General features: G+C 43.3%; 48 protein-coding genes and 2 pseudogenes. 13 read left to right on the plus strand and 37 right to left on the minus strand.

The features are described from left to right. The coding region (locus HK413_RS02550; protein ID WP_217451982.1) for a hypothetical protein at positions 1-191 on the minus strand (191 nt) is incomplete at its 3' end. A gap of 34 nt (positions 192-225) precedes the next feature. After that, on the minus strand, positions 226-744 hold the full coding sequence (locus HK413_RS02555) for a lipopolysaccharide biosynthesis protein (RefSeq protein ID WP_175269023.1): 519 nt from the start codon (positions 742-744) through the stop codon (positions 226-228). 77 nt (positions 745-821) lie between these two features. Here HK413_RS02555 and HK413_RS02560 point away from each other — a divergent pair, with 77 nt between their 5' ends. Next, positions 822-1,616 carry a glycosyltransferase gene (locus HK413_RS02560; protein WP_175269024.1) on the plus strand — a complete coding sequence of 265 codons (795 nt, stop codon included), beginning with the start codon at positions 822-824 and terminating at the stop codon, positions 1,614-1,616. Beyond that, on the plus strand, positions 1,617-2,252 hold the full coding sequence (locus tag HK413_RS02565) for a glycosyltransferase family 2 protein (RefSeq protein ID WP_246229566.1): 636 nt from the start codon (positions 1,617-1,619) through the stop codon (positions 2,250-2,252). It abuts the gene before it with no gap. Between the two features lie 189 nt (positions 2,253-2,441). On the opposite strand, the gene HK413_RS16260 is transcribed toward HK413_RS02565, so the two are convergent. The 12 genes from HK413_RS16260 to HK413_RS19125 all read right to left on the minus strand — a co-directional run bounded on the left by HK413_RS16260 (position 2,442) and on the right by HK413_RS19125 (position 9,304). After that, positions 2,442-2,624 (minus strand): hypothetical protein, encoded by a 183-nt coding sequence (locus tag HK413_RS16260; protein ID WP_246229568.1) that lies wholly within the window; start codon positions 2,622-2,624, stop codon positions 2,442-2,444. Continuing rightward, positions 2,606-3,052, minus strand: a complete 447-nt coding sequence (locus tag HK413_RS16265; protein ID WP_246229570.1) for a glycosyltransferase — start codon at positions 3,050-3,052, stop codon at positions 2,606-2,608. Before HK413_RS16265 ends, HK413_RS16260 begins: the two co-directional genes overlap by 19 nt. Next, positions 3,003-3,608 carry a hypothetical protein gene (locus tag HK413_RS16270; RefSeq protein WP_246229572.1) on the minus strand — a complete coding sequence of 202 codons (606 nt, stop codon included), beginning with the start codon at positions 3,606-3,608 and terminating at the stop codon, positions 3,003-3,005. The genes HK413_RS16265 and HK413_RS16270 overlap by 50 nt, the downstream gene beginning before the upstream one ends. 8 nt (positions 3,609-3,616) lie before the next feature. Continuing rightward, positions 3,617-4,348: an O-antigen ligase family protein gene (locus tag HK413_RS02575; RefSeq protein WP_175269025.1), complete on the minus strand. Its 732-nt coding sequence runs from the start codon at positions 4,346-4,348 to the stop codon at positions 3,617-3,619. Next, entirely contained in the window at positions 4,303-5,289 is a 987-nt protein-coding gene (locus HK413_RS02580; RefSeq protein ID WP_175269026.1) for a hypothetical protein, read from the minus strand. The genes HK413_RS02575 and HK413_RS02580 overlap by 46 nt, the downstream gene beginning before the upstream one ends. Then, positions 5,286-6,458 carry a glycosyltransferase gene (locus HK413_RS02585; protein ID WP_175269027.1) on the minus strand — a complete coding sequence of 391 codons (1,173 nt, stop codon included), beginning with the start codon at positions 6,456-6,458 and terminating at the stop codon, positions 5,286-5,288. Before HK413_RS02585 ends, HK413_RS02580 begins: the two co-directional genes overlap by 4 nt. Before the next feature lie 15 nt (positions 6,459-6,473). Then, positions 6,474-6,689 (minus strand): hypothetical protein, encoded by a 216-nt coding sequence (locus tag HK413_RS02590; RefSeq protein WP_175269028.1) that lies wholly within the window; start codon positions 6,687-6,689, stop codon positions 6,474-6,476. 447 nt (positions 6,690-7,136) lie between these two features. Continuing rightward, a complete protein-coding gene (locus HK413_RS02595) occupies positions 7,137-7,733 on the minus strand; it encodes a hypothetical protein (protein WP_175269029.1) in 597 nt (198 codons plus the stop codon). Further along, the gene (locus HK413_RS02600) at positions 7,709-7,855 is read right to left on the minus strand and encodes a hypothetical protein (RefSeq protein WP_175269030.1); all 147 of its coding nucleotides are present in this window, start codon (positions 7,853-7,855) and stop codon (positions 7,709-7,711) included. Before HK413_RS02600 ends, HK413_RS02595 begins: the two co-directional genes overlap by 25 nt. A gap of 106 nt (positions 7,856-7,961) precedes the next feature. Continuing rightward, positions 7,962-8,621, minus strand: coding sequence for a Wzz/FepE/Etk N-terminal domain-containing protein (locus tag HK413_RS02605; protein WP_175269031.1), 660 nt, complete (start codon positions 8,619-8,621; stop codon positions 7,962-7,964). After that, on the minus strand, positions 8,622-8,996 hold the full coding sequence (locus HK413_RS19120) for a TolC family protein (protein WP_175269069.1): 375 nt from the start codon (positions 8,994-8,996) through the stop codon (positions 8,622-8,624). Beyond that, complete coding sequence (locus HK413_RS19125; protein WP_175269032.1) at positions 8,924-9,304, minus strand: TolC family protein; 381 nt, start codon at positions 9,302-9,304, stop codon at positions 8,924-8,926. The genes HK413_RS19120 and HK413_RS19125 overlap by 73 nt, the downstream gene beginning before the upstream one ends. A gap of 245 nt (positions 9,305-9,549) precedes the next feature. Between HK413_RS19125 and HK413_RS02620 the strand changes: the two genes are divergently transcribed. Beyond that, positions 9,550-9,789 carry a hypothetical protein gene (locus HK413_RS02620; protein ID WP_175269033.1) on the plus strand — a complete coding sequence of 80 codons (240 nt, stop codon included), beginning with the start codon at positions 9,550-9,552 and terminating at the stop codon, positions 9,787-9,789. On the opposite strand, the gene HK413_RS02625 is transcribed toward HK413_RS02620, so the two are convergent. The 19 genes and pseudogenes from HK413_RS02625 to folP form a co-directional block, all read right to left on the minus strand. Beyond that, positions 9,790-9,972, minus strand: coding sequence for a hypothetical protein (locus HK413_RS02625; protein WP_175269034.1), 183 nt, complete (start codon positions 9,970-9,972; stop codon positions 9,790-9,792). Then, the gene (locus HK413_RS02630; RefSeq protein ID WP_175269035.1) at positions 9,960-10,784 is read right to left on the minus strand and encodes a PAS domain-containing protein; all 825 of its coding nucleotides are present in this window, start codon (positions 10,782-10,784) and stop codon (positions 9,960-9,962) included. The genes HK413_RS02625 and HK413_RS02630 overlap by 13 nt, the downstream gene beginning before the upstream one ends. A 37-nt stretch (positions 10,785-10,821) precedes the next feature. Beyond that, positions 10,822-11,439 carry a hypothetical protein gene (locus tag HK413_RS02635; protein WP_175269036.1) on the minus strand — a complete coding sequence of 206 codons (618 nt, stop codon included), beginning with the start codon at positions 11,437-11,439 and terminating at the stop codon, positions 10,822-10,824. 402 nt (positions 11,440-11,841) lie between these two features. Beyond that, positions 11,842-12,039 (minus strand): hypothetical protein, encoded by a 198-nt coding sequence (locus tag HK413_RS02640; protein WP_175269037.1) that lies wholly within the window; start codon positions 12,037-12,039, stop codon positions 11,842-11,844. A 25-nt stretch (positions 12,040-12,064) separates the two neighbouring features. Next, a complete protein-coding gene (locus HK413_RS20550) occupies positions 12,065-12,190 on the minus strand; it encodes an SUMF1/EgtB/PvdO family nonheme iron enzyme (RefSeq protein WP_317169232.1) in 126 nt (41 codons plus the stop codon). A 140-nt stretch (positions 12,191-12,330) separates the two neighbouring features. Further along, positions 12,331-12,402 (minus strand): annotated as a pseudogene (locus HK413_RS20555) (hypothetical protein); the annotation flags it as partial. Next, a complete protein-coding gene (locus tag HK413_RS20560) occupies positions 12,399-12,791 on the minus strand; it encodes an SUMF1/EgtB/PvdO family nonheme iron enzyme (RefSeq protein ID WP_317169224.1) in 393 nt (130 codons plus the stop codon). The pseudogene HK413_RS20555 and the gene HK413_RS20560, both read right to left, overlap by 4 nt. Next, positions 12,788-13,120, minus strand: a complete 333-nt coding sequence (locus tag HK413_RS20565) for a formylglycine-generating enzyme family protein (RefSeq protein ID WP_317169225.1) — start codon at positions 13,118-13,120, stop codon at positions 12,788-12,790. The genes HK413_RS20560 and HK413_RS20565 overlap by 4 nt, the downstream gene beginning before the upstream one ends. Before the next feature lie 177 nt (positions 13,121-13,297). Then, positions 13,298-13,867 carry an alkaline phosphatase family protein gene (locus HK413_RS02650; protein ID WP_175269038.1) on the minus strand — a complete coding sequence of 190 codons (570 nt, stop codon included), beginning with the start codon at positions 13,865-13,867 and terminating at the stop codon, positions 13,298-13,300. Then, a complete protein-coding gene (locus tag HK413_RS21850) occupies positions 13,824-13,922 on the minus strand; it encodes a sulfatase-like hydrolase/transferase (RefSeq protein ID WP_175269039.1) in 99 nt (32 codons plus the stop codon). Before HK413_RS21850 ends, HK413_RS02650 begins: the two co-directional genes overlap by 44 nt. Next, a complete protein-coding gene (locus tag HK413_RS02660; RefSeq protein WP_175269070.1) occupies positions 13,897-14,274 on the minus strand; it encodes a sulfatase-like hydrolase/transferase in 378 nt (125 codons plus the stop codon). The genes HK413_RS21850 and HK413_RS02660 overlap by 26 nt, the downstream gene beginning before the upstream one ends. Before the next feature lie 55 nt (positions 14,275-14,329). Then, entirely contained in the window at positions 14,330-14,500 is a 171-nt protein-coding gene (locus tag HK413_RS02665; protein ID WP_175269040.1) for a hypothetical protein, read from the minus strand. Further along, positions 14,475-14,924, minus strand: a complete 450-nt coding sequence (locus HK413_RS02670) for a sulfatase-like hydrolase/transferase (RefSeq protein ID WP_175269041.1) — start codon at positions 14,922-14,924, stop codon at positions 14,475-14,477. The genes HK413_RS02665 and HK413_RS02670 overlap by 26 nt, the downstream gene beginning before the upstream one ends. Positions 14,925-14,967: 43 nt before the next feature. Beyond that, complete coding sequence (locus tag HK413_RS02675; protein ID WP_175269042.1) at positions 14,968-15,141, minus strand: hypothetical protein; 174 nt, start codon at positions 15,139-15,141, stop codon at positions 14,968-14,970. Further along, positions 15,117-16,274: a sulfatase family protein gene (locus HK413_RS02680; RefSeq protein ID WP_175269043.1), complete on the minus strand. Its 1,158-nt coding sequence runs from the start codon at positions 16,272-16,274 to the stop codon at positions 15,117-15,119. Before HK413_RS02680 ends, HK413_RS02675 begins: the two co-directional genes overlap by 25 nt. Beyond that, positions 16,267-16,419: a hypothetical protein gene (locus HK413_RS02685; protein WP_175269044.1), complete on the minus strand. Its 153-nt coding sequence runs from the start codon at positions 16,417-16,419 to the stop codon at positions 16,267-16,269. Before HK413_RS02685 ends, HK413_RS02680 begins: the two co-directional genes overlap by 8 nt. 4 nt (positions 16,420-16,423) lie before the next feature. After that, entirely contained in the window at positions 16,424-17,275 is an 852-nt protein-coding gene (locus HK413_RS02690; RefSeq protein WP_262886750.1) for a sulfatase family protein, read from the minus strand. Beyond that, positions 17,272-17,736 carry a sulfatase family protein gene (locus HK413_RS19130; protein ID WP_317169226.1) on the minus strand — a complete coding sequence of 155 codons (465 nt, stop codon included), beginning with the start codon at positions 17,734-17,736 and terminating at the stop codon, positions 17,272-17,274. Before HK413_RS19130 ends, HK413_RS02690 begins: the two co-directional genes overlap by 4 nt. Positions 17,737-17,863: 127 nt before the next feature. Continuing rightward, a complete protein-coding gene (folP, locus tag HK413_RS02695; protein WP_175269045.1) occupies positions 17,864-18,724 on the minus strand; it encodes a dihydropteroate synthase in 861 nt (286 codons plus the stop codon). Positions 18,725-18,932: 208 nt separating this feature from the next. Between folP and HK413_RS02700 the strand changes: the two are divergent. The 8 genes and pseudogenes from HK413_RS02700 (at position 18,933) to HK413_RS21860 (ending at position 22,129) form a co-directional block, all read left to right on the plus strand. Continuing rightward, a pseudogene (locus HK413_RS02700) lies at positions 18,933-19,416 on the plus strand (DUF1599 domain-containing protein). Continuing rightward, positions 19,413-20,168 carry a BT_3928 family protein gene (locus tag HK413_RS02705; RefSeq protein WP_317169227.1) on the plus strand — a complete coding sequence of 252 codons (756 nt, stop codon included), beginning with the start codon at positions 19,413-19,415 and terminating at the stop codon, positions 20,166-20,168. The pseudogene HK413_RS02700 and the gene HK413_RS02705 overlap by 4 nt, the downstream one beginning before the upstream one ends. A gap of 92 nt (positions 20,169-20,260) precedes the next feature. Beyond that, complete coding sequence (locus HK413_RS20570; protein WP_317169228.1) at positions 20,261-20,554, plus strand: hypothetical protein; 294 nt, start codon at positions 20,261-20,263, stop codon at positions 20,552-20,554. 8 nt (positions 20,555-20,562) lie between these two features. Next, positions 20,563-21,042, plus strand: coding sequence for an ABC transporter permease family protein (locus tag HK413_RS16280; protein WP_246229576.1), 480 nt, complete (start codon positions 20,563-20,565; stop codon positions 21,040-21,042). Positions 21,043-21,155: 113 nt separating this feature from the next. Continuing rightward, positions 21,156-21,338: a hypothetical protein gene (locus tag HK413_RS16285; protein WP_246229578.1), complete on the plus strand. Its 183-nt coding sequence runs from the start codon at positions 21,156-21,158 to the stop codon at positions 21,336-21,338. Positions 21,339-21,349: 11 nt separating this feature from the next. After that, positions 21,350-21,619 (plus strand): ABC transporter permease, encoded by a 270-nt coding sequence (locus tag HK413_RS16290; protein ID WP_317169233.1) that lies wholly within the window; start codon positions 21,350-21,352, stop codon positions 21,617-21,619. 19 nt (positions 21,620-21,638) lie between these two features. Next, positions 21,639-21,944 carry a shikimate kinase gene (locus HK413_RS21855; protein ID WP_394353117.1) on the plus strand — a complete coding sequence of 102 codons (306 nt, stop codon included), beginning with the start codon at positions 21,639-21,641 and terminating at the stop codon, positions 21,942-21,944. Further along, a complete protein-coding gene (locus HK413_RS21860; RefSeq protein ID WP_394353114.1) occupies positions 21,872-22,129 on the plus strand; it encodes a shikimate kinase in 258 nt (85 codons plus the stop codon). Before HK413_RS21855 ends, HK413_RS21860 begins: the two co-directional genes overlap by 73 nt. A 17-nt stretch (positions 22,130-22,146) precedes the next feature. On the opposite strand, the gene HK413_RS02720 is transcribed toward HK413_RS21860, so the two are convergent. From HK413_RS02720 to HK413_RS02735, 4 genes are all read right to left on the minus strand, one after another. After that, positions 22,147-22,515 carry a response regulator gene (locus HK413_RS02720; protein WP_175269046.1) on the minus strand — a complete coding sequence of 123 codons (369 nt, stop codon included), beginning with the start codon at positions 22,513-22,515 and terminating at the stop codon, positions 22,147-22,149. A 218-nt stretch (positions 22,516-22,733) separates the two neighbouring features. After that, positions 22,734-23,546: a helix-turn-helix transcriptional regulator gene (locus HK413_RS02725; protein ID WP_217451983.1), complete on the minus strand. Its 813-nt coding sequence runs from the start codon at positions 23,544-23,546 to the stop codon at positions 22,734-22,736. Beyond that, positions 23,528-23,938 (minus strand): hypothetical protein, encoded by a 411-nt coding sequence (locus HK413_RS02730; protein ID WP_175269048.1) that lies wholly within the window; start codon positions 23,936-23,938, stop codon positions 23,528-23,530. The genes HK413_RS02725 and HK413_RS02730 overlap by 19 nt, the downstream gene beginning before the upstream one ends. Positions 23,939-24,036: 98 nt before the next feature. Beyond that, positions 24,037-24,354 (minus strand): hypothetical protein, encoded by a 318-nt coding sequence (locus HK413_RS02735; protein WP_175269049.1) that lies wholly within the window; start codon positions 24,352-24,354, stop codon positions 24,037-24,039. Between the two features lie 189 nt (positions 24,355-24,543). Between HK413_RS02735 and HK413_RS14515 the strand changes: the two genes are divergently transcribed. Then, complete coding sequence (locus tag HK413_RS14515; protein WP_217451984.1) at positions 24,544-24,738, plus strand: hypothetical protein; 195 nt, start codon at positions 24,544-24,546, stop codon at positions 24,736-24,738. 81 nt (positions 24,739-24,819) lie between these two features. After that, positions 24,820-25,059: a hypothetical protein gene (locus tag HK413_RS02740; RefSeq protein WP_175269050.1), complete on the plus strand. Its 240-nt coding sequence runs from the start codon at positions 24,820-24,822 to the stop codon at positions 25,057-25,059. Positions 25,060-25,451 lie beyond the last annotated feature (392 nt).

Consider the following 25,451-nt stretch of genomic DNA (forward strand, 5'->3'; position numbering starts at 1 on the left):
GGCTTACCCAGCACAAAGTTGATAATGAATGTATCTGAAGTGTTGAACATGTTGGCGCTTAATGAAGTGCCAACACTATACTTGCCAAAATCATAGATCTCTTTTACAGATGCTTTGGTGCGCCGCCCAAGGTCGGTAATGCGGGTCCAGCCTTTTGTAAGCGCATATACGCTTGTTATCAGGTTTGACAACAGATAAGCAAAAAGAACATATTGCAGCGTTATTTTACCGCTTACCAGCAACACAACAATAAAAACTATAAAGCTGCCCCTGGTTGCTTAGCCTGATATTTAATAACCTGCCGAACTGCTGCTCGCCCTGTATTACGCACGTTGCCAAAAACCGGGGTAATGAAAACGCGTAATACAACCCCGACCATTTAAAAAACAATATAAGGCCATCGTCTTTAATATCATTTAAAAATGGGTATGATACCAGGCCACCCACTACAAGCAGTCCTGTTACGCACAACCCAAGGAACCAGGCCGAGCCGGCTACTTCGGCCGTACGTTCTTTAGTGGCTCCCGAATAAAACTTAATAAACGCAGTGGTCAAAAATCCCGATCTAACAGTATCAACCAGTAACAGTATTGATTGAAAGAATACCCATGTGCCGGCGTCGGATTTGGTAAGCGACCGGTATATCAGTGTCATGGTAACCAACCCTAATCCGGACATGATAACATTGCCTGCTAACGAGAGAAAGTACTTGTTTTTTATAAGGGATAGAACTTTTTGCCACATGTTTCGTAAAAAAATTTCATTTCAATATAAACAAATAATGTGTATGCAAATTATTTATAAGCATATTTATCTAAGTTATGGAACAGGAAAAATTTGCTTTTAATAACGTCGCATTATTAGTTACTCATTATAACCGGGTTAGGTCGTTACAGCGTTTGTTAAACGCATTTAAAGTGCTGGGTGTTTCCTTCGGTGGTATCGTTGTATCTGACGATGGCAGCAAACCGGAAGTGGTTGTAGAGTTAAAGCAATTACAATCAACCTATAATTTTAATTTAATAACAACACCAAAAAATGCAGGGTTAGGTAATAATATTAACAAGGGACAGGACGCTGTAACAACACCGTATACCCTGTATGTACAGGAAGATTTTGAGCCAACTTCGATATTCGCTGAGCATTTTAAAGATGCATTGCAGTTTATGGAAGAAGATAAGGGGCTGGATATAGCCCGCTTCTATGCTTACTTTAAATATCCATACACCAAACCGTATGGCAAAGGTTTTTCTGAAATGATGTTTAAGATTTCTCCATTAGCCAATAACCACCTTAAGTTTTATGTTTATAGCGACCACCCGCATTTGCGGCGAAGCAGCTTTCTTGAAAAATTTGGACGGTATCCCGAAGGCATAAAAGGCGACCTTACTGAGTTTAGCATGGCGGCCTCTTTTATTCAAAAAAAAGGTAGGGGAATTTTATTTGATGATTTCACCACGTTGTTTTATCAGAAAAATTCGTCTGACGAGCCCAGCACCATGGGCCGTGCCGGCTGGCGCGAAAGCAAAAATATATTTGCCCTTGCCGCACGGGCAGTTTACCTGCAGTTTAAGTTGCTGAAATGGACCGCCGATGTACTTTTTAAACGTTACTAAATGGAACAGTTTAAAACGATTACCTTGCTTATTACCCACTATAACCGCAGCCAATCGTTAGAGCGTTTGCTGAAAAGCTTTGCTGCGCAGGAAATAATTTTTGGCGATATCGTAGTATCAGATGATGGAAGCAAGCCGGAGCACGTAGACTACTTAAAGGCCATAGAAAAACAATATAATTTCCGGTTGATAACTACGCCTAAAAATGCCGGCTTGGGTAATAATATCAACAAGGGGCAGGATGCAGTTAAAACCTCTTATACCCTTTACGTCCAGGAAGACTTTGATCCGAAGCCAGGTTATGGTGAACATTTAAAAGACGCGCTTGATATCATGGATGAGCGCCCGGATATAGATATGGTAAGGTTTTACGCTTACTTTAAATATCCTTATTTGAAACCATTCAGGAAAGGCTTCTCTGAAATGATATTTAAGATCTGGTATCCCGGTTACCGCAAGTTCCATGTGTATAGCGATCACCCCCATTTGCGCCGGACGACGTTCTTTGAGAAATTCGGCAGATATCCCGAAGGAATAAAAGGTGATAAAACGGAATTTACCATGGCTAAATCATTCCTGAAAAATAAAGGGAAGGCCATGTTTTATGAAGACTTTAAAGGATTATTTGACGGGTAAACTCGGCCGATGAACCCAGCACCATGACGCGCAGCGATTTGAGGCAAAGCTCCAACTTTTTATCAGCCTGGTAAGGGCCGTCTATCGTAATGTAAAGCATACTGCGGATTTGATTATGTTTAAGCCGCATAGGCCGGGAGGGAAGTAGTACTTACTGTTCTGTCTGATTAATAGCCTTATAAATTTCCTTTACATTATTCTCCCGGTGTGGGTAGCGGCAAAGGCTATACGTTGCTGTCTTTTCTCCGGCGAATCTTCGGCTAAAGCTTTTTCAATCAATGTTACATAATCCTCTTTTGTCTCGCCAAGATAAGTATGTTGCTCAAACACGCTCATAGCTTCAGTACGGGTAGCTACAACAGGTTTACCCATAGCCGGTATTCATCAATTTTGCGCGGATAGTTGCCAATGGTAACCTGATTTACTATCTGGGGATTAAGGCAAATATCAAACGAATTGATATAGGCTGCCAATGAATCAGGATCTTTACTCCCCAAAAAATGAATGTTATTGATCTGGTGCAGTTCGCTTACTTTAAATTGTTCGTCTTCAGGGCCTACCAGTACGATGCTCCACGCTGGTTTTTGCCGGGCTATATAAGCCAGCAGATCCAAATTGAGCCGGATACTTTGCAGCGCGCCTACATAACCAATAATGGGGCTTTTTAAATTGGCTACATCTGCGGGAACAGGCAAATCCTGTTTGTTGGTAAACACTTCCAGATCGCAACCCCGGCCCACGTAAAACGAATTAGGGTTGTATTGCCTGCAATAGTTGGCCGTAGGTTGAGTTGGCCACACACACATCGCTTTTCCTGATCAGTTCAGGCTCCATCTTTTTACCGTGCAGTTTCCAGTAATCAACGTACAATAAATAATCGCGCGAGTAATATATGCTGATAGCAGGCTTTAATAATTCCTTTAAATAAAAGCACCTGAAGATATCGTTATCATTAAACAATATCACATTGCTAAAGCCCAATTGCTTAATAGCTTTTGTGATTGAGCGGGCAAAGCGTTTATTATTAACTTTATTAAGGAAATTATAAATGGTATCATTTTTTATCCAGTTGATGGATTCTATAATCTCATCAGGAAAGTAGTTCCAGAGATTATCACGGATCAACACGATGCTATCGGCTTTTTTATTGATCACATCTATCCGCTTTTTAATTTTTGGATCGTTTTTATACTTTATCCGGTTAATACGGTCTAACGGCGAATTGACGTACAATACCCGGTTATGTTTGCTAAACTCAAGGGCAATGTTTTTGCAATTGCTGCCTATCTCAACATCCCGGGGTTGCTGGCCAACTACTATAATATCCCTGTTTTTAATGATCGGTTCAACAGCCATTTTGTAAGTTAAATTTGAGTTGTTAATTGAGCCGCCTCGTCCTGCTGCTTTTGCTTATCCAACCGGTATAATATCGTAACCAGCGCCATATCCAACGAGAAAAGTACGTTTGATGGAAACTGTACCGGGGCCTCTTGCGGGAAGTTAGCAATGTTATAAGCAAAAATCACCATGGTTATACCTAAAATATAGGTCTTAATTTCAGGGTCCTTCGCCCGGTAAAAATTATTAATGCCGGTTTTCATCACCGTAAACATCAGGATGCAGAAAATAATCAGCCCGATGGGGCCAAGTTCTACAGCCGTGCGTACATAACCACTATCGGGTTGAAACTGCGACACCAGGCCACCATCGCCAAACCTTTTACCCCAGCCGCCTACCGAGCCAAGGCCAAATCCAATAGGGTGGGTTAAAATATAAGGCTGGATACGCTTTTGGTTATACTTGCGCAGTTTGTAGGACGGATCGTCATTTGGTTTAAACGCTGTCTGGAACCGCATGAGGTTTGGATCGCCGGTAGGTACGTTTACCAGCACCACAAAAAATACTGCCGCGATACCGGTAAACAACAGCACTTTTTTATTGTAATTTAAAATAGCGAACAGAAATAAAGCTGCCGGTACCAAAACATATGCGCCACGGGTGCCCGAGAACAGCATGGATACCGGGAACGTTAGGGTGAGTACGGCCAGTATTATTTTTTCCAGCCGGGGAATTTGCCGGCCATTAAGGCTATACAAAAAGTGGCCGCCATACTCATGTTATAAGCAAACGCAACCGGATCGGAAAATATAGAGAATTTACGCCAATGGCCGGCTATAAATAACAGCCCGGCTATTTCAGGGTCCGAGTGCAGGTAGGCATCTTCCACGGCCGAGAAGCCTATGTATTCCTGTTTGATCCCGTAAAGCGCGGCATACAAACTAAGGCCAAGCCATACCTTAAATATCAGCCTTACATATTTAATTGAACGTATGTTGTATACAAATACAAAATAACTAAACATTACAATGGCCACAGAACGGATGGTGTAAACCCAGGCTAACCTTGATACCGCGCTTGGGTTGCCTATTTGTAATATATTGTAGCCAATCCAGATCAATATAATGATGCTAACCGGGCCTTTCAATATTTCCCAGTCATGATTGCGCCGCAGACGCCATAATGTGCCCAATATCAGCAGTGCACGGATGGCGTCGGCCACTACACCCATCGGCCCTTCTATACCCAGCCTGCCCAAATAAAACAACAGGTAAGCCACCACAATTAGTACAATAATGCCAAACCGCGGATAGGCGACAATGCAGTAAACAGACGGGAGCACTACAGCCATACCCAACACAAGCGCGCCGAATACAAGGCCAAACTTGGCTATGCCAATGGCAATAATACCCGCAAGCAGTAACAGCAACCCAACACCTATTGGGTTATATAATTTTTCCATCAGGAACCGCCTTTTCAAATTCCATAAAAAGCCCCTGCCTTTTTTGAAAGGCGTACGATATATCCTGATGGTGGAATGGGGCCGTTCACTATAGAAATAATATTTTAATGAAGAAAAAAATGTGCTGATAAATGCTACCACTAAAGCAACTATACGGGTTACCTTTTGGATTTTAAGTTTGTTTTGCTCATCCAGTTCTTTTTTCTTAACAACTTCTTCGGCAGGGTCTATCCTCATGGCTTCTCGTCTTGCTGTACATAATAATGTTTGGTAGCCACCGACCGCTCATTGGCTTTGCGTGCCTTTAACAAGGATAATACACGGAAAAACATGAACTTGGGGATATTAATCAGCGAATGATAGATGCGTCTGTCGGTATGTGATTTGAACAAGGCAAAGCAAAACCCGCCGATAAATAAAATAAAGCCGGTTACCCATAATAGTACTGCTGTTATACTCACAAAAACATCCGCGAACAAACAGCCGGCCGACAATAATAAAAAGATAAACAAAGGCGGCCTTAACAACACCAGGCCAAACAGCAACTGGTTCCAGCTAAAATTGGTAATGCCTTTGGCTATGAGTGAAAAGCCCAGCGAAAAATATTTGAACCACGTGTTTATCCATCGCGAACGCTGATTAACCAATTGATCGGTATTGCTGGTTTTCTCGTCATACACGATCGCTTTTTCTGCGAATGCTATGCGTACATTGCGGCTTACAATCTCTGCCTGCAATACTTTATCAAACCCGGCGCCAACAATATCACGCTGGCCCGGGCACTCCACATACAGGTCGGTAGTAAAGGCCATCCCTGACCCTGCCAGTGTAGCCGAAGAGCCTGCCCCGAATAACATTTTACCATCATAAAAATGATAATAGATATCGCGCGCGGCATCTAAGCAGGCATAGGTAGTATCCGGGTTCTTTGCATCGCGCAAGCCTTGTACCGCTATATAACCCTGATCAAACAGTTGGTTCAACTCGTTCAGGTATTCGGGGTCAAGCACGTTATCGCTGTCAATAATGGTCAGCCGGTCGTGCGCGCGCGCAAAATTTTTAATAGCATAAAAATGCGATCGGGTATTGCTTGCCAGCGTAGTTTCGGGGCGAAGCACAATAACACGCTCGTCTGTAAAGCTCAGTTCGGCATCGCCGCACTTATCAGCAACTATATAAATAAGGTAGTTTTGGTAGTTAAGCTTAAGAATAGAACTTACTACCGCCGGGATATGCGTCACCTGCTCATAGGCGGTAACTATGATAGCGTAATCTGCAATGGTTTGGCTAATCCTGTTATTTGTATTGGGCCTTACAACAGCAATCAAATAAATCACCAGCGGCAACACTAAATTGTACCCGATAATTAATTGAAATATGATCCAGATGATAGATAGCACTGCCATAACCGCTACTTAAGTTTAATTCTCCTCGCCTTCAGGCCGTACAAGATTAATTACCCAGCCAATAAATTTGCCATTTTGGTTTTTAAGATATTGGATGTGTCGTTTGTATTTTTCGGTAATATTATGCCCTGCCTCAAATACGGTTATTATTTTATCCGAAAACTGCACCCATTCTTTTGACACGTTAAGCGTATCCAGCGCAGAAGCTTCTATGATGATCACGTCAAACATGGTCCTTAAGGCCGCTATCTTTTCGGTTACTATCTGTTTGCCACCTATTTCAAGTAGCGAGTAGTCGCCCCCTTGTTACCTATTACCCTTATCGGCGCATCATTAGCAATAAAAGATTTATCGAGCACGCGGGGCAACAGATCTTCCGGGTAAAACAGTGTTTTAGAGAATTTCGAGATCCCCGGATCGCTAAAATTCCCATCAATAACCAGTACCTTTTTATTTACTGATGCGAATGCATAAGCCAGGTTAGTAGCAACAAAACTTTTTCCCGCGTCTTTTTCAATGCTGTTAATAAGTAGTACTGGCTATCGCCCATTTCGGTCTCTATTTCAAAACGTAACGATTGGATAAGGTTACGCAGCTGCCGGGTCTCGTCTGTTGTTCTATGATCGTACCAGAGCGCTTTAAGGTCAATTTCCTTATTGCGCAGCAGGTTGATATAGCCTAATACCGGCGTTCCGGTCCTATCGGCCAGTTCATAAGCATTTTTACGCTATAGTCAAAAAAGAACAGGATAAATAATACCGCGACGCAAAAAACAAAACTTACCACACCGCTGATGATAACCAGCAACATTTTTTTTGAAGGCTGTGCACTACCCGGCTCGGCAATTTCTACTAATCTTAATTGGGTAGAAAAATTAGACTCCATGCTGGCCTGGTTATACTTTTGCAGTACCTCCAGATATTCCTTGCTGGCAATATCTATGGCGCTTTCTAATGCCTGTGTTGCAGCCTCATGTGGCACAAGCGCGTCAAATTTCGTATTCAGCCGATCAATCTCTTTATTAATGGCCCCGCTGCTGTTTTTAGATAATTGATTTTGGAGCTGTAGCTGCAATTTTTGATCGACAAGATCTTTTTTGGTGGCCAGCGGGCTAAGGATATATCGGTCTGAAAGATCGCCCAATTGCTCAGTGATAACGTTGTTAAGCGAATCAACCCTTCGTTTATAGCGGGGGTCAAAATTGTGTTGCACATACGCATCTGTAGCGGCCTGTAATTGTGTACGGGTGCTCAATAACTTTTGGGCCGCTGCCACTTTGCTACTCTCCACATACTGGCGGTCTGCCGGGTCAAACTTTTATCGATGCTGTTAATGGCCGATTCCGTAGCGTGCGCGCTGCGCTCGGCTTCTTCGCGCCTGGTTTCAAAATCGGCCATTTGGCCATATAAGCTTTTGCTTTTTCATTAAGGTTCAATACATGGTTCTTTATCTTGTATTGTTTTAATGCCAGCATTTTGGCGTTTAAGGTATCTTCTTTAACTTTTAATAAGTTACCCAAAAGTCTACGGCCTTGCGCTGGTTCTCCTTAACTAATAAACTATAATAACTAATAAATTCATTACACAGGGTATTTACCACTACGGCAGAAAGCTCCGATCCTTCAGAATCAAACTGCACATTAATATAATCGCTGTTTTGCACACGGTATACCAGTAAAGATTTAAGTATCGACTGGTCGTCATACTTCATCGACTCAAGCAGTTTGTGCAACCCGTTTTGGTCGGGGTTAAATAAAGAGAGCGCCTGCCTTTTATTATAAAGATTGGTATAGGTTTCTAAGGCGTGTTGCCTTGCGCTTGCATTTAACTGGTTAAATAACGCGCTGGGTTTACGGTAGGGCTTATTGCTGGTAAGATCATGTATGATCAGTTTATAGCTAAGCTGATCAAGCGTGCGTTTAGATTTGATCATCTCTATGATATTGCTAAACTGCTGGTTGATTTTTGACTCCTGCAGATCAGCTATGTCGCTTAAGATGCTTTGGGTCTGATCAACTATCCCCGTAGCCAATTTAGCTTGCGATGAATAAACATCAGGCTGGTTGCGAACCAAAAAATAGGCTATAATCACCGCGAATACCGGAACAAGAACAAGTGTGAACTTGTGCTTTTTAAGTATCTTTAAAAAATTGCCAAACTCCATTTACTTCACATTTTCTATTTTTGTACCAAGCAATTCTTCAAGATCTGCTTTCGCGATAAAAACATTAGCCTCGGCCTGTACCTTTGTTTGCTGATGCTCGCTGTACTGTACTTGTACTTTATTGTAAGAATCAAAAGTTTCTTCGCCCTTTTCAAACTTAAATTTAAAGTCTTTTAATGAGTTTCCTGTCTCGGTCAGGGCCCTTATCTGCAATTTAAGTTCGGCAACGCGCTGCAGGTACAGGTAGTACCGCTTTTTAACCTCGGTAGTTAAAGTTACGCGGTATTCGTCAAACTCACTACTTATAACGGCTGTTTCCAGTTTTGCTGGCGTATTTGCGCGGGCTTGGCCATTAAAGTACCAACGTTTAAAAATACGCCTGCCTGCAAGCCTTTAAAATAACTTGTTGTTGGGTTTACAGGGTTAATAGTAGCTTGCTCGGGTTGATATACATAGGAAACTGTTAATGCATCAAGCCATGAAGCTTTAGTTTTTGAAACATTGGCTTTGGCAGCGTCTATACGATATTGATAGGTGCGTAACCGTGGGTAGTTTTTTATTGCGGTATCAACAAGTTTGTTGATATAAGTATCAGCAGCAAGATCTTGTACAATGGTTTCCTGCGCCATGGTACGCAAGCTTATCATCATGAAAAGCAGTAAAAATATTTTTTTAAAATGCATTTATGTAACGGTCCTTTAGGGTCTTATAACAACTTTAATTATAAAGATATTGTTTTTATTGTTGGCTTCTACCCTTTAATTGTACGTTTATTTCCAAATTAAGTTGTAGGTTTCGCGCTTCATCCTTGCCATTCAATTATAGCAAATTATTAGCGCCTGTAAATTAACTGTTTACATTATTATAAATAGGCTTTGAGACACTGCAAGTTTTATAACTTTGGTTAATCTGCTAAATAAACAGCACCATGGAACAAACCGATATCAAAGAAATTATAAAAGAATCTTTAAGTGTTTTAAAAGAGAAGATTGTAATTGCACTGCAAAACGACGATGCTGAAAGTATTGAAAAGGAAATTGATGAGCTATCGGTAGTTGTTGCTAAAATGATAACCAATTTAGAAGAATTAGCATTTGACGCCGGACGCCTCAGGGAAGACGACGGCGAGTTTGTATTTGACGATTTTGATGATTTTCAAAACGCATAACTAATCTTGATGCTGACCTGACGTACCGGCTTCAGTAAGGTGGGTAGGGTATTTTTCTATTATCTGGGTGGATTTTTGGGTGATCTCCCTGATAATATTGTCCAGTTCGGCAGCAGATAGATTGAGGTACTTAATTATCTGCGCTCTTTCCCGTTCATCAGTAACATTATTTAACATAGGCAACAAACCCATAATACGGGCCAGTGGTGCGCGTACCGGTGTGATTGCATCCGGGATATTTCACGGAAAGTTTTGTTTTGTTCTTCAACCGACCGCAAGTATAATTTTCTGGCAGTAATATCCCTGCCGGTAATGCATGCACCTGCAATTTTGCCGTCCTCGCGTACGGGGGTAAGGGTATACCTTATCCAGTTAACGTCGCCGTCAGCCCTGAACATCCGTTCATAATCAATCGTTTCACCGTTATATACCTTGGCAATTAGCTCCTGAAAATAAGACAGTCGCGATGTTTCAATATATTCAAAAATACTCCTTCCTATCTCAAAGGGGCTTTGATCTTTGTTAAACCTTATGGAATTTGAAGCTTTAGGGTTAAATAATTTGATGATACCCTCGGAGTCAAGTAAAACAAACCCGTCAATGGCGCTGTCAAATAGTGCCCGCAGGTTAGACTCCGACTCCTTGACCTTAAGGTTAACATTAAATATTTCTAACTGGTGCTCAACCATGGTCGTGATATCAGTTGCTAACACCAGGCGCACCGGGCGCCCGTCAATATCTAACAGGTTGCTTTCTATATTTACATAGATCATTTCACCGTTTTTCTTAACATGTTGGGCAGTGCCGCCATAATACTTTCCCGACAATTTGTTTGCAGCTACCAACGCCTCAGTTTCTGCAATTTTTTCAGCGGGCCGGATATCCCTGATAGACATAGACAAAAATTCATCTTTGGTATACCCATAATGTCGCGTAGCAGCTTCATTTACATCCGGGAACATTAAGGTTTCGGTATCAAAATACCACATAGGCAACGGGCTTTTAAAAAAAAAATACTTTTATAGCGTTCTTTTAAATACGTTTTTTGGTGATAGTAAGTTGCAAGCCCTCGAAGATCTTGTTGATTAGCACCACAATTACGATACTGGCGAAGACCGGGTTAGCACTGAAAGCTATCCATTTACCTGCTGAATACTCTGTTATAAGTGCGCAATGGAAAAGTTTGAAACCTATAATTAAGGCAAAGCCCAGCAGCAAAGCAGCATTGATTAAAACCGAAAGGTAAGCGAAGCGTATGGGAAATATCAATGCCGCAAGTACCGTAATAAAAAATAGATAGAATACACCCGGACCCAAATAACCCAGCGAATTGATGAGGAATATGGCCAGTATATAAAAAATAGTAACGATAAAGATCTTTCTGTTACGCAGTGATATATTAGTTGAAAAGGTTACCAATACAACAAGCCCGAAACTAACCAGATCTACCACTGCTATAACAGGAAACCCATCCTTCAGGGCCATGAAAACGCCGGGCAGTAATGCTATCAGGCTTACCGGAAAGCAATAAACAAGGAAAGTGTAAAATAATTGATCCTGCCAATATCGAAGACCACGCTCATCACTGTCTAATGACGCTGAAACGTTAGCCCTTATAATTGATTGATATTTTAGTAAAAACCCTCTCATGCACTACGCCGTTGATGCGGGTTCCCTCGTGATTTACTGAGATTTACCCGGCAACGTCTAACTTAGTAAAATATTACGATACCGACAGTATTTTTCGAGGTATTTTAATAATTTAATTAAGATTACAGACTAAAGCCTTTACCACGTCGCTACAGTAATTAACTCATCTTAAAGTTAAAAGTCGCCCGGCGCTTATATGAGTGCCGGTGTTGTATGCTTTAGCGGCTTAAGGATAGCCTATTAATTAAACTGCCTTTCTAATCAATTCTTTGTAGGGAAGGATAGCTTTAAGAAGGTAATCGGTCATCATGGGTTGTTTTACTGCGGTAATTTCAGTATATTTGAATCAATCCATCCGTCGCGGTTTCACATCGCAAATATCATTTTTTTCAAAACATAATTTTACCTGTTCTTTGAGTTTGTTTTATTTATTTGACTGATATACAGATGTTTAACTAAAAATTTTACTACCGGTATTATGCCCAATGCCCCAAAAGTCCCCAGTCTTACTACCGGCATTACACCTAATGCCCCAAAGGACCCCATTTTTACTACCGGCATTACGCCCAATGCCCCGAAAGGCCCCGTTTTTACTACCATCTTAAGGCCGCATGCCGGTGTGAATTTATTTCTCCTGCACGCACCTGAAACCCGGGTGCTCCATGCCGCTATCCTCGGTGCTTTTCATCCGTCGGGCAACACGGTAGCCAGAGCAATAACTGTCGTTACATAAAAAAGAGCCGCCGCGGATAACCCGTTTTTGGCATAGGGCTCATCAGGATCATAACTGTCAGCCGGCCCCTGCGGGTTGTTCACCCCGCCCGATCTGTTGATGGAAGTATAGTAGTCGTTCTTATAATAGTCGGAGCACCACTCCCAAACATTGCCGGCCATATCATACAGGCCATAACCATTCGGCTTAAATGACTTTACGGGCGCAGCAAGGAAGAATTTATCCTTCATGGTATTTTTATTAGGGAAATCGCCCTGCCGGTATTGGCTTTCGGCGCGCCGGCATCAACCGGTTCATTACCCCACGGATAGATCTCGTTATGTAAACCACCGCGCGCGGCCCATTCCCATTCGGCCTCGGTAGGCAGGCGCTTGCCGGCCCATTTACAATAAGCCTGCGCGTCAAACCAGGAAATGTGTACCACCGGATAGTTCTCCTTGCCCTTAATGTTACTTTGGGGGCCATGCGGATGTTTCCAGTCGGCGCCCTTTGCCCAGCTCCACCATTGGCTGTAATCGTTCAAGTTAACAGGATGGCTGGGTTGGCTAAATATCAGCGACGCGGCAACCAACAGGCTCTCGTCCGGCTTCGGTGTCCCCGGCGGAACCTGCTTTTTCATTTCCTCCCAGTCGGGTTTTTCTCGGCAGTGGTGACATAGCCGGTAGCTTTTACAAATGCCGCAAACTGGGCGTTGGTAACCTCGGTGGCGTCCATCCAGAAACCATCAACAGATACCTTGTGCTTAGGATATTCATCCGGACCGGCCTGCTTGTTATCGCCGCCCATGGCAAATGTGCCGGCCTTTATCCAAACCATGCCTTTGTGCGAATGGTCGTCCAATGTCTTACCGTTGCCTGAGCCCGCTAATCCCGGGAAACGTGCCGGGATGTTTGATTCGCAGCATACTGCCGATTTGCCTTTGGCCGCTACTGCAACCGGCTTTTTCACAACCGGCGCTGCCTTTTGTTTACACGATGCCGCGATAGTCAATAAACCGACTATCGCACATTTAAATCCTGCCCCTCTGTTAAATATCATTGTCTGCTAATTACTTTTTACGTGGCCCCGGTTTGGGCAATACCATGTGTGTGGTGGCCCGGGTTTGCCATTTATCGTTTAATTCTTTTACCTTATCAGGATATTGGCTTGCAAGGTCGGTTGTTTCGCTGCGATCCTCGGCAAGGTTAAACAGGTGCCAAACATGATCGTTGGTTGATACGATCTTCCAATCGCCTGAGCGTGCATAACGCGCCGGAAATGCTCATTAAACAATTCCCGGTGACCGGCAGTAGCTTTCCCTTCAAACGATGGGACTAAACTGATCCCCGGTGTCGCGGGGATAGCGTGCCCTTTATAAGTTGCAGGATAAACAGCACCGGCCAATTCGTTAAATGTGGCCATGAAATCCATAACATGGCCCACCTGTTTGCTGAAGCTGCCTTTTGGTGCAGTGATTCCTTTGGGCCAAAACGCGATCATCGGCGTGTGTGCTCCGCCTTCGTACGACTCGGCTTTCCATAAGCGATATGGCGTGTTAGCCACATTTGCCCAACGCTGCCCTATTGATGAATACACCAGCTCAGAGCCCGGTACATTGTCTTTCTTTAACGAGTAACTGATCTTGCGGCCGTCGCGGGTTTCGCTTGGGCGGTCAAAACCGAGGGCCGTATTGGGGCGCGATTTCTGCGCTGGCACCGTTGTCTGATAGGAAAACTATCAATGTATTATCTAACTGGCCATTCTTTTTCAAAGCGGCAATAATGCGGCCAATGCCCCTGGTCCATACAATCTATCATAGCCGCATGTACAGCCATAAGTTGGGCATCATAATCTTTGTCGGGGTTGTTTTCCCATTTCAGGTCATCTTTCCAGCGTTGCGATAGTTTGGTTGTGTTTGGGTCGATCAACCCCAGTTTGATCATTTTCTGGTAGCGCGCTTCGCGGATGGCATCCCAACCGGCTTTATAGGTGTCTTTATATTTAGCGATGTCTTCCGGCTTGGCATGCAGCGGCCAGTGCGGGGCATTCTCGGCTACGTATAAAAAGAAGGGTTGTTTTGATTTAGCATAACCATTGATGTAAGCTACTGCCGTATCATTTATAGCATCGGTATGGTAATAGTTTTTGGTACGCTGGTGATAGGTTTGGTGCCGCTCACTAAGCTAAAGGGGTCAAAAAATCAACCACGCCCCATATCGTTCCAAAATATTTCTCGAACCCGCGACTGGTTGGATATTGGCTGATAGGCGAAAACTCCGGGTATTCCTTATGGTGATTTAACCGGGCTAACTGCTCTTTAGGATCAGGCTGCCCCGGCGTGTTTGACATGCCATTTGCCCGACATGGCGGTATGATAGCCTGCTGTTTTTAACACCTCGGCAAGGGTTACGGCATTATCTGTAAGATGGCCCGGGTAGCCCGGTGCATCTTCTTCGTCGCTCATTTTGCCTATGCCCGCCTGGTGGTTATACAAACCGGTAAGCAATGAGGCCCGGGTTGGGCAGCATCGCGAAGCATTATAAAAATTAGTGAACCTTATACCGTTTTGCGCCGGGTAATTGATGTTGGGTGTATTGATCTCTCCCCCATAACAACCTAAGTCACTAAAGCCCATATCATCAGCCAAAATTACTACAATGTTTGGCCGCTTTGGTGCAGCGGGCATTTTGGGCTTTGGTTTTACCGTCCAGGCCAGCAGCGCTACAGAGGCGCCAATAACCGGCAACAGCAGGTACAATTTATTATATTTCATTACAATAGTTTACAAAGTGCCTAATTTATTATTTATTTATTAATTAATCCTCGGCGCCATTTTTAGGCTGGCGGGTTAATGCTTCCATTTCTGTTTCGATGCCTTTGTCATTCTGCTGTTTCATAAAGGCGGTTAACTGCGCGTCCAGTTCGGCTTTAACGTTAGCGTATTTAGGGTCATCGGCAAGGTTTTTCAGGTTGAAAGGATCGTTAACCACATCGTACAATTCAAACTCCGGGCGTACTGGTAATAGGCAGATCGCACAGGATTCGTTTGTTTCCACTCTTTAAAAAAGGGCATGTTAACTACCGTATTCTTAAAGGTGCCTTTAAAGTTTAGATTATGGATGTATAAAAACTGCTTGTTACGGGCAGAACGGCTGGGGTAATTATCGCTACCCCGGATAATCCCGCGGGTAGTATGCTCGGCAAAAACATAATCGCGTATATGGCTTGTTTGTCCCAATAAAACCTTTTTAAAGCTTAGGCCATCAAAGCCCATATTACCATTTCCGTCTTTTGATCCGGTATTTATTTTGGTGGGATCACTACCTGCAATATCTATCAATGTTGGAAGGATGTCGATATATTCCAGCATAGCAGGATTGCGGGTGCCTGGCTTAATTTTGCCCGGCCATTTGGCTATAAAACCAGAGTGGAGACCCTGATCGTACAAAGTCCATTTAGAGAACGGGAACGAATTGCCCTGTTCGGTAGCGAACATGATAATGGTATTATCTTGCTGGCCGGTGCGTTTTACAATATCCAAAGTAACGCCGATAAGACTATCCGGGTAAGTTATCTCAGCAAAGTATTTGGCCATACGGTTACGGGTAAGGCGGGTGTCTACCATATTTGGCCCCAGTTTTACTTTAGCCGGATCATAAGCCGATTGATTACCGCGGGTATAGGGCTCGTGCGGCTGGTTGCTGGTAAACATTAAGTAGAAGGGTTTATCGGTATGTGTCTTCAACCAATCCTCGGCTTTACTTAAGTCGACATCGATGCCCCGGCCGTCGTCACCTTCACGCCCGCCTAAAAAATCAAATGGGTATGATTCATCGGGTGCGTAATGCCGTTTACCTATAATGGCAGCATTGTAACCCAATTGCTTCAAATATAAAGGCAAGGTTTTTATGCCTTTATAAATCATGGTATGGTTTGGATAGGCGCCGCTGCGCACGGGGCCAAGTCCCGTTAAAATAGATTGCCGGGTTGGCGAGCAAACCGGCACCATGTTAAACATGTTATCTAAACAAACACCTTCGCGTGCAAGCCGGTCCATGTTTGGTGTGTGCACCTGCGTGCTTCCGTAGGGGCCAATGTCGGTCATGGTCAAATCATCAGCCATTATAAATACAATGTTCGGCCGGCGACCTTTTTTGTTGTGCAGGTTTTGTTGGCGATGGTTTTAAAGCCAGTAATGCACCTGTCCCTAAAAACACTATCGAGATCAGCGCGCCTTTTATAAGGTGTCGTTTATTAATCATCATCATAACCTTATTTTAAATGCGGAATAGTTTTCCACCAAGCCATCAATTTATCTTTTAGCTCGGCAACCTTTTGAGGTTCATTGGTGGCAAGGTTGGTCGACTCCTTTTTGTCTTTTAAGATATTGTAGAGTTGGATATCCGTGCCATCGCTGTTCATTAATAACTTCCACTCCCCTGATCGTACAGCCAGGTTAGGGCTTTTATCTATCGGGCGCGGATAATTGAAAGCGATATTATTGCGGCCATACTCCCAAAACAGATCTTTACCCCGCAGCGATGGTTTGCCTAAAATTACCGATCCCCGGTCCATGCCATCACCTTTATATGCTGCAGGTAACGTAATGCCGGCAAATTTAGTGAGGGTTGGCATCAGGTCGAGCGAGCTTAGTTCTGAGCTTTCATCAACCGTTGCGGCAGGGATATGGCCCGGCCATTGGATGATGAATGGCATACGTGTGCCGCCTTCATATAAAGACAATTTCGACCCACGCAGTCCCATTGCCCGGCTACCCCTGAAACTTGGCAGCGGGCCGTTATCGCTGGTGAAGATCACGATGGTATTCTTATCGGCACCCATAGCTTTCAGGCCATCAAGCAGGCGGCCAATTTGTACGTCGTACTCTTTCAGCACGCCTTTAAAAGCTGCTTCCTCCTCGGGATTCATGGGATATTTGCCGGTGTATTCGGTTTCCTTGCGCGGTACCCGTGGAGTGTGCACATCATCCGGCCAAAGATTGATGAAGCAGGGCTGACCCTTGTGCTTTTGCATAAAAGCCGTGGTTTTATCTACAAAGTATTTGGTACGGTCCCAGCGCTTAATGCTGTCCTTGTCCGACCAGATCCAGTTTGTAGCCGTCAACAGCGGATCTGGGTCGGGGCTTTCATAAGTGCTGTTATGTTCATCAATACCATATTGTTCAAAGCCCGGCGCGTTTTTACATCGCGGCCGCCACCCATGTGCCATTTACCAAAATGGCCGGTAGCATAGCCTGCGTTTTTGAAAATGCGGGCGATAGATGGGGCACCCGGGTCAAGAAAATCGGCCTGTTCTGCATTTTTATTATGTTTCTTATTATCAAGGAAGGTAGAGAAGTTCCACCTTGCCGGGTTCATGCCGGTTAACATCCCCGCCCGCGATGGCGAACAGATAGGGGCCGCGCTATAATATTGGGTAAACTTTCGTCCGTTTTTTGCTATACGATCTATATTAGGCGTGGGTACAAAATTACCGCCAAAGCAGCCAACATCGCTAAAACCCATATCATCGGTTAATATGATAATAATGTTGGGGCGATTGGCCGTCTTTTGCTTTACCGGCACTGGTTTTTCTTTCCAGGCTAATAAGCAGGCAACAGCCGCACATGCGCAAAATACACTGGCCAATAGGCTAACTTTTTCATGAATTAACAGGTTATATTAAGGTTAGCCCTGCGGGCATGTTGCTAAGTTATATATTGTTATGCAAATAACCAGTCAGCTTTACGGCTTGTATCGCTTCTTTTACATCATGCACCCTTAAAATATTGGCCCCTTTGGTTAGGGCGATGGTATTTAGTACGGTGGTGCCGTTTAAAGCGTCGGCAGCGGTGCCGCCTAACAGGCTGTAGATCATTTTTTTGCGGGATACGCCAACTAACATAGGCAGGCCCAGCTGGTCGAACTCCTCTAACCGGTTTAGCAGCGCGTAACCATGCTCCGGCTTTTTGGCAAATCCAAACCCCGGGTCAAGTATCACATCATTTACGCCTAAGGTTTTTAATTGTTGATAGCGTGCGGTAAAATAATCCAGCACCTCGTTAAATACGTCATCATACTGGGCGAGGCTATTCATGGTTTTGGGGTCGCCTTTCATGTGCATCAGGATGTACGGCACCTGCAGCCGCGCAACCGTAGCAAACATGTCGGCGTCTAATTGCCCGCCCGAAATGTCATTAATAATATGTGCCCCGGCTTTAACAGCTGCTTCGGCAACCGGGGCGCGGAAGGTATCTATAGATAACAGCGCATCAGGAAAACTATTAACAATAGCTTCAACAACCGGCAGGAGCCTGTCCGTTTCTTCCTGTACCGAAATGTCATCGGCACCGGGGCGTGAAGAATAAGCGCCAAGATCAATGAAAGTGGCACCATCGGCCAGCATTTTTTCGGCTTGCCGCAGCGCATCGGCTACAGCAGGTTGGCGGCTATCGGCATAAAAAGAATCGGGCGTAAGGTTAATTATGCCCATTACTTTGGGTGTGGATAAATCAATGAGTTTACCGCCGGCGTTTAGCGTCAGTTTTTTATGAAAAAATGTATCTTTAGCCATTGTTATGAGCTGATAAAGGTAAGTCTACTTAAAGCAAAATCATAATCCATAATTAATTGAATAAGCGACACCTTATTTGGAGCATCAAAGGGATTGAAAACGGCCCTGCTATCGCTTAATGTTGTAAAGTATTTCACTATGATACAAAGATTTGAATAATACTGCAGCCGAATACGAAGCCGTAATTAATGTTTGCAAAAACCTTTTCATGAAGAAAACGCATGATTATGGTACCGCCCTGGCGCATCTTGCGTTTAGCATCCATCACAGACCAGATCTTTATCAAAGCGCAGCGTATCCGTACGCTTGAAGAGAAAAAGATATCAAAAGTTGGCGAAGATATTACCGGCGAGTATATTGGCATAGTAAACTATTGTGTTATAGCTATGATGCAGTTAGAATGCGATGCTGAAACCCCGGTTGAATTGGCGCCCGACCATGTAGGCCGGTTATTTGACGAAAAGGTTAATGAAACCAAAGAGCTGATGTTTGCCAAAAACCATGATTATGGCGAGGCCTGGCGCGATATGCGCATTAGCTCATTAACCGACCTGATATTGATGAAGCTGCTGCGGGTAAAACAAATTGAAGACAATAAGGGCCTAACCCCGGCATCAGAAGGGATAAAAGCCAACTACCGGGATATTTTAAACTATTCGGTATTTGCATTGATTAAACTGGACGTAAAATGAAAAACGGCTTAATATGGTTCTGTAGGATTAGCGTAGGCTTGCTGTTTATCTTCTCGGGCCTTATAAAAGCTAACGATCCGTTGGGGTTCTCCTATAAGCTCCAGGAGTATTTCGAAGTTTTCCACATCACATTCTTAGATAGCTTAGCCTTATGCTTTGCCATATTGCTTTGCGCTATGGAAATGATATTGGGGTTCGCGCTGTTAATAGGTGTTTATAAAAAGCTGGTGGCCCGGGGCTTGTTGCTGATCATCATATTCTTTTCGTTTTTAACATTTTACTCGGCATTTTTTAAAGTGGTGCAAACCTGCGGCTGCTTTGGCGACGCTATACCGTTAACACCGTGGCAATCATTCAGCAAGGACCTGGCGTTGCTGCTGCTGATTGTGGTGCTGTTTAAAAACAAAGAAAGCATAACACCACTATTTAGCGAAGAGACAGGCGAGCGTTTATTAATGTTATCTATGGTGTTTGCGGTAGGCTTTGGTTGTTTTACCTATAGCTTTTCGCCGGTGGTGGATTTTTTGCCTTATAAAATTGGCGCCAACATCCCCGACGAGATGAAAACCCCACCCGGCGCCATGCCCGACGAGTATGAGTTGACCTATAGCTTAAAAAATAAAAAATCCGGCGAAGCCAAAACCATGACCGATAAGGAGTATATCAAGTCGGGCATATGGAAAGATACCAACTGGCAGGTGACAGGCGAACCTGAAAGCAGGTTGGTGAAAAAGGTTTTACGCCTAAAATAGCTGACCTTTCTATCCGGGATGCCCAACGTACCGATTACACGAAAGAGCTGCTAAGCAACCCGTTTTATAGCTTGGTAATTGTAGCATATGATTTGAAAAAAACAGATACAAGCGCCATTAACCGTTTAAACGCGCTGGCTGCAAACCTTACACAAAATTTTAATACACGCACCATTTTGCTTACGTCAAATTCGGCTGCAGATGCTGCTGCATTTGCAAAAAAGCACCGGCTGATCAGCGAGATATTTTATGCTGATGGGGTGCCTTTAAAATCGATGGTCCGTGCCAATCCCGGTATAATTTTGCTGAAAAACGGAACCATAGTTAACAAATGGCATTTCCACACCGTGCCTGATTATGACCATTTGGCTAAAGAATACTTTTGAAGCAATAAATGATCAGCTACCTTATCCGCAAGTTTTTTTATGGCTCGGCAGTAATGCTGGGTATTGTGGTGGTAGTGTTTTTCCTGTTTAATATATTACCGGTGGACCCTGCCCGCATGACTCAGGGCCAGCGTGCCGATGTGCAATCATTACAAACCGTGCGTAAAGAGTTTGGGCTGGACAAACCCCTGCCGGTGCAGTTTGCCTATTATATGAATGACCTGTCGGCTATTGGCATACATTTAAATACACGTGCCGAGCAGCAACGCTATCATTATGTAAAGATATTCGCCGTATCGCAATATAGGGTGGTAGCGTTAAAGTGGCCCTACCTTCGCAGGTCATACCAAACCAGTAAAGACGTGGTGTCCTTGCTTTTAGAGGTGGTGCCCAATACGTTAATATTGGCTACAACAGCTATGCTGTTTGCCATTTTGATAGGCGTATTTTTGGGGATAATAAGCGCGGTACATAAAGACACCGGATAGACCGGTCGGCACTGGCTTTTTCAACATTAGGGATTTCGGCCCCGTCGTTTTTCGCGGGCATTATAGTAGCATGGCTTTTTGGCTTTGTGTTAAGTAAATATACGGGCTTGAATATGTCGGGCAGCTTATATAGTTATGACCCGTTTAAGGGCGAAGTAGTTACACGGAAAAATTTGATACTGCCCATGGTTACCCCGGGCTTTAGACCGTTGGCTATAATTGTACAGCTTACCCGTAACGCCATGTTAGACGTGTTGGGCGGGATTATATCCGTACCGCTAAAGCAAAGGGATTAAATAACAATACCATTATTTACCGGCATGCTTTAAAAAATGCCCTTAACCCGGTTATTACCGCTATTGCCACCTGGTTTGCCTCGTTGCTGGCGGGATCGTTTTTTGTGGAGTATGTGTTTGGCTATAATGGGCTGGGCAAAACTACGGTTAACGCGTTAGAGATGTCTGACTTCCCGGTAGTAATGGGTTCCATATTATTTATTGCCTTTATTTTTGTGGTGATAAATATTTTGGTTGATGTTATTTATGTTTGGATTGACCCAAGAGTAAAATTAAAATGAAGATATTTTTGTGGGATTTATGGGATGCGGCAAAACTACCCGGAGCCGCAAACTAGCTAACCATCTGGGCTATGAGTTTATAGACCTTGACCATGTATTGGAAGATAAGGTGGGTATGACCATAGCTGAATACTTCGACCGGCATGGGCAAGACGCATTTAGACGCTTAGAATCATCTATATTAAAAGATACCGGGTACCCTGAGAATGTAGTCGTATCAACAGGTGGTGGGTTGCCTGTTTTTTTGATAATATGGAGTGGATGGGTGCAAATGGGCAAACACTATATATCAAGCTATCGCCTAAAACACTGGCCGAGCGATTAGACAAGGGCAAAACTACCCGCCCCTTAATTGCCGGGTTACATGGGGATGAACTGGTTGCTTTTATTGCCGAAAAGCTAGCCGAGCGCGAAAGCTTTTATGAGCAGGCTACCCATATTGTAAACGGTATAGATATGAGCGTTGAAAAGCTGGCTGCAACTATTAAGGCAGATCAGGATAGCAAATAAATATTTAAACTTTGGAGTTAGGCAGCCTCTACGCCTAATAAAGCTGTTGATAATTCAACACGGCTAACCGGTTTTACCAAATAAGCAATTGGCTTTGTACGCATAGCGTCGCATATAATAGTGGTGTCGGTAATTGATGATTGATAGATCACCGGGATGTTGAAGTGCTTTTTGATATAAGCGCCCGTGTCAATGCCGTTCTTTTCGCCGCTAAGCATAATATCGGTAATAACCATATCTATATTACTAAGTTCTAACTGAACTATTGCATCTTCATATGATTCGGATATACCAACCACAGTATGCCCAAGCCTGCCCACAAGGTGTTTAAGCCCGGCCGCTATTATCGGCGAATCTTCAACAATAAAAATGTTCAGTTTTAACATTATTTAGTATTAATTTGGGAGGTTATAAACTTTTAGAGCGTTGCGGCTACTATAACAGGGGCTTAACTATTATGTAAAAATAACGTATAAAGTAAAGTTTGCACTATTTTGGCTGTGGACAAATAATGGACAAATAAACAAAAGCCCGGCCCGGACAGCGAATATATTTTTAGTGTATTTTAAGCGGTTTCGGGGTGGACATAGCAAGTTATACTTCGCTATATTGCAGCAACAATGGCTTCAATACTTTCGTCTTTATTAAGGTCTATTTTTTTACGGAGGCGTTGTTTTGATTTCTTTACCCCTTCAACGGTAATACCCAGCATATTTGCCATTTCACTATTACTGAGCTGCAATTTAATTAACGACAGTATCCGTGCGTCGGTAGCAGTGATATTTGGGAACTTTTGTTTTATTGCGTCAAAAAATCCTGTATGTACTTTTGCGAATAGTTTTTTGAAGCTGTCCCAGTTTTCATCGGTCATGATGTGGGCCTTTATCAAATTGTCAAGGTTTTCCCTGTCGGCCGTGCTAATGTGTTGCAGTTGTAAGTTTTCTATTTCGGCTTTAAATTTTTCTATAACCTCGTTTTTTTGTTTAAGGTTCTCTGTAAAATACAGTAATTCAAGGCCCGCGTTTTTCAACTCCTCGTCAAGTAAAAGCTTTTCTGATATTAAAAGGTCCTTCCGTTTTTTTTCCTTGACATAAAACAATACCGCTATAGTCACCAGTAAAATCAGCACCAAAATAATAGCGTTCCGTTGCAGGGCATCCATCTGGGCCTTGTCATTCAACTGGCTTATTTCGTTGTCCTTTTTTGCGGTTTCGTATTTTACCTGAAGCTCGCTTATCTGTTTAACATTATCCAATACTTTAAGCGAGTCGCGCATCACCCGCATGCGGGTATAGTGGGCTAATGCCTTTTTATAATCTTTGGTTGAGATGTAACAATCATAAATGTGACCATGGATCTCCATTATGCGATAGGGCTCTTTTAATCGGGTAGCAATCTTTAGCGCCGAATCCAGCAATGCAATACCTTTGGCATGTTTACCCTCAAAATAATTAGCCTGGCCCAGCCAGAATAAGCGTAGGTTAATGATCGTTGCTGATTGTATTTGGTGGCCAGCTCAACACCCTTATTGCCATAATAGTAGGCTTTGGCAAAATCGCGCTGGTCTTTATAATACTGGCAAATGTTATCATAAAAGCGGATCCGGAGGCGCTCATACTTCGGATTAGATTCGGCAATTTTCAATGCCGCCGGGTTTAAATCAATGCTTTTATCAGGACCGGGCCGTCCCCCGCCCAGGCTTACTGCGCGGGTAAACATGGCCTTTAAACTTAGCAATGCAATGATTTGTGAAGAGTCTTTATTAGCTACCGCCGCCCTTAAGCCACTTTCGGCCGCCTTAAAAGCCATGGTGTAGTTTGTGGTTTCTTTGTGTAGATTGGCAATTGTGCTATAAATATGCGAGAGCGCGGGCCTTATATTGTATTTTTCAGCATCGGCCGGGCATTTTATGGCGTGGTCATTGCCTTTTTATGATCGGCGCCTTGCCAGTAGTATTTTGTTTCAAACAGCTCGGCATAAACCAACGCCTGTTTACTGTCCGATGCCTTATTTATCTCATATAGCCTGGCGGCGATTAGTTGTAATGAATCGTTACTGGTACTTTCTACGCGGCTACCGGCAGCTATCAGCTTGTTAATTTCGGAAGTGTAGCCGTGGGTGGGTTGCTTATTGATTAACGGATCGCCGGAGTTATTGCATGCCGATACGCTTACCGGGAGCCATACGGAAATAAAAAAACTATTTAGCGTGATTAGTTTAGACATTAAGGGACAGCGAATTAATACGACTGCGAAACAAATATACTAATGGTTAACAATATTTTTTAATTTTCAATCCGCCATAATTTTTAGATAATAAGAGGGTAGCGAAAAGTAGTTTTCTGTTTCAAAAGGGTAATAAAAAATGCCTATTATTGAACCTGCAAAACCGCACCAGATAAAGTAGTACCCAATATGATAAAGCATATTTTAATGAGGATGATAGGAACGTTGGATATTAAGTTCAATTTTAATGTTCTTAAAAAAGGAAGCTTACCATTGGCTCATCAAAAATTAAACTGGGGAAAGAGTGGATCTTATCTGAATATGACGCGCTGGATGCAAGTAAAGCATCAGACTGGCAACGCCTTTTTGGCGATGAGCGCCTAACCAATATCCCTGGCCGAGCACGTTTGGGAGCACATCCCTGATGAGGAAACCCGCCTGTCGAACCAAAACTGTTATAATTGGTTGGCAAAAGGTGGCCGCCTGCGCATAGCTGTGCCCGATGGTAATAATCCCGACAAAGAATATATTGAATGGGTGCGTGTTGGGGGTACCGGTATTGGCGCCGACGATCATAAAATATTATATACCTACGACGTAATGAAGGCCCGCACGGAGAAAGCAGGCTTTAGGGTGGAGCTTTTGGAATATTGGGATGAGAACGGAAAATTTAATTATACCGACTGGACACTCGACGGGGCATGATCCACCGATCGCGCAGGTTCGACCCAAGAAACCGTGGCGGCAAGTTAGGCTATACATCATTAATAGTTGATGCGGTAAAAGATTAGTAAGGCGCCAACTCCTATCTGCCTGCACATAACCTTGTTTAAAATAAGCCTATTGTTAAGTAACAATAGGCCATCTTATACGTAAAACTTATTTTTCTTTCCTGCAGGAAAGAAAAACCTAATTTGTGTTGTTTTTTATAAATTTAGCTAATGTAATTTACATTAAATGTAATTTCAGAAAGAAAATTATTAAATTATTGTAATATTTTTCTATAAAGTTGTAAAAACTATTAATAATTTGATGAAAGCTAATTTAAAATTGATTAATATTGTGTTATTAACTGATCTTATTAATAAAAAATGAAA

The sequence above is a fragment of the Mucilaginibacter humi genome (genome assembly GCF_013087555.1).

Coding starts and splice junctions, on each gene's coding strand:
- HK413_RS16270 (WP_246229572.1), bottom strand. CDS start 3,608: ATGGCTGTTGAACCGATCATTAAAAACAGGGATATTATAGTAGTTGGC.
- HK413_RS02565 (WP_246229566.1), top strand. CDS start 1,617: ATGGAACAGTTTAAAACGATTACCTTGCTTATTACCCACTATAACCGC.
- HK413_RS02730 (WP_175269048.1), bottom strand. CDS start 23,938: ATGGCTTTTAAGGCGGCCGAAAGTGGCTTAAGGGCGGCGGTAGCTAAT.
- HK413_RS02560 (WP_175269024.1), top strand. CDS start 822: ATGGAACAGGAAAAATTTGCTTTTAATAACGTCGCATTATTAGTTACT.
- HK413_RS02705 (WP_317169227.1), top strand. CDS start 19,413: ATGAAAAACGGCTTAATATGGTTCTGTAGGATTAGCGTAGGCTTGCTG.
- HK413_RS16260 (WP_246229568.1), bottom strand. CDS start 2,624: ATGGGTAAACCTGTTGTAGCTACCCGTACTGAAGCTATGAGCGTGTTT.
- HK413_RS02680 (WP_175269043.1), bottom strand. CDS start 16,274: ATGGCTGATGATTTGACCATGACCGACATTGGCCCCTACGGAAGCACG.
- HK413_RS14515 (WP_217451984.1), top strand. CDS start 24,544: ATGATAAAGCATATTTTAATGAGGATGATAGGAACGTTGGATATTAAG.
- HK413_RS02585 (WP_175269027.1), bottom strand. CDS start 6,458: ATGGCAGTGCTATCTATCATCTGGATCATATTTCAATTAATTATCGGG.
- HK413_RS02735 (WP_175269049.1), bottom strand. CDS start 24,354: ATGTCTAAACTAATCACGCTAAATAGTTTTTTTATTTCCGTATGGCTC.
- HK413_RS19125 (WP_175269032.1), bottom strand. CDS start 9,304: ATGCATTTTAAAAAAATATTTTTACTGCTTTTCATGATGATAAGCTTG.
- HK413_RS20560 (WP_317169224.1), bottom strand. CDS start 12,791: ATGAAAAAGCAGGTTCCGCCGGGGACACCGAAGCCGGACGAGAGCCTG.
- HK413_RS02590 (WP_175269028.1), bottom strand. CDS start 6,689: ATGTTTGACGTGATCATCATAGAAGCTTCTGCGCTGGATACGCTTAAC.
- HK413_RS21855 (WP_394353117.1), top strand. CDS start 21,639: ATGGGATGCGGCAAAACTACCCGGAGCCGCAAACTAGCTAACCATCTG.
- HK413_RS02580 (WP_175269026.1), bottom strand. CDS start 5,289: ATGAGGATAGACCCTGCCGAAGAAGTTGTTAAGAAAAAAGAACTGGAT.
- folP (WP_175269045.1), bottom strand. CDS start 18,724: ATGGCTAAAGATACATTTTTTCATAAAAAACTGACGCTAAACGCCGGC.
- HK413_RS02620 (WP_175269033.1), top strand. CDS start 9,550: ATGGAACAAACCGATATCAAAGAAATTATAAAAGAATCTTTAAGTGTT.
- HK413_RS02600 (WP_175269030.1), bottom strand. CDS start 7,855: ATGGCCGATTTTGAAACCAGGCGCGAAGAAGCCGAGCGCAGCGCGCAC.
- HK413_RS02640 (WP_175269037.1), bottom strand. CDS start 12,039: ATGGTAGTAAAAACGGGGCCTTTCGGGGCATTGGGCGTAATGCCGGTA.
- HK413_RS02685 (WP_175269044.1), bottom strand. CDS start 16,419: ATGATGATGATTAATAAACGACACCTTATAAAAGGCGCGCTGATCTCG.
- HK413_RS16285 (WP_246229578.1), top strand. CDS start 21,156: ATGTCGGGCAGCTTATATAGTTATGACCCGTTTAAGGGCGAAGTAGTT.
- HK413_RS02665 (WP_175269040.1), bottom strand. CDS start 14,500: ATGTCAAACACGCCGGGGCAGCCTGATCCTAAAGAGCAGTTAGCCCGG.
- HK413_RS02720 (WP_175269046.1), bottom strand. CDS start 22,515: ATGTTAAAACTGAACATTTTTATTGTTGAAGATTCGCCGATAATAGCG.
- HK413_RS02670 (WP_175269041.1), bottom strand. CDS start 14,924: ATGAAATATAATAAATTGTACCTGCTGTTGCCGGTTATTGGCGCCTCT.
- HK413_RS02635 (WP_175269036.1), bottom strand. CDS start 11,439: ATGAGAGGGTTTTTACTAAAATATCAATCAATTATAAGGGCTAACGTT.
- HK413_RS02605 (WP_175269031.1), bottom strand. CDS start 8,621: ATGGAGTTTGGCAATTTTTTAAAGATACTTAAAAAGCACAAGTTCACA.
- HK413_RS21860 (WP_394353114.1), top strand. CDS start 21,872: ATGGAGTGGATGGGTGCAAATGGGCAAACACTATATATCAAGCTATCG.
- HK413_RS16280 (WP_246229576.1), top strand. CDS start 20,563: ATGATCAGCTACCTTATCCGCAAGTTTTTTTATGGCTCGGCAGTAATG.
- HK413_RS02555 (WP_175269023.1), bottom strand. CDS start 744: ATGTGGCAAAAAGTTCTATCCCTTATAAAAAACAAGTACTTTCTCTCG.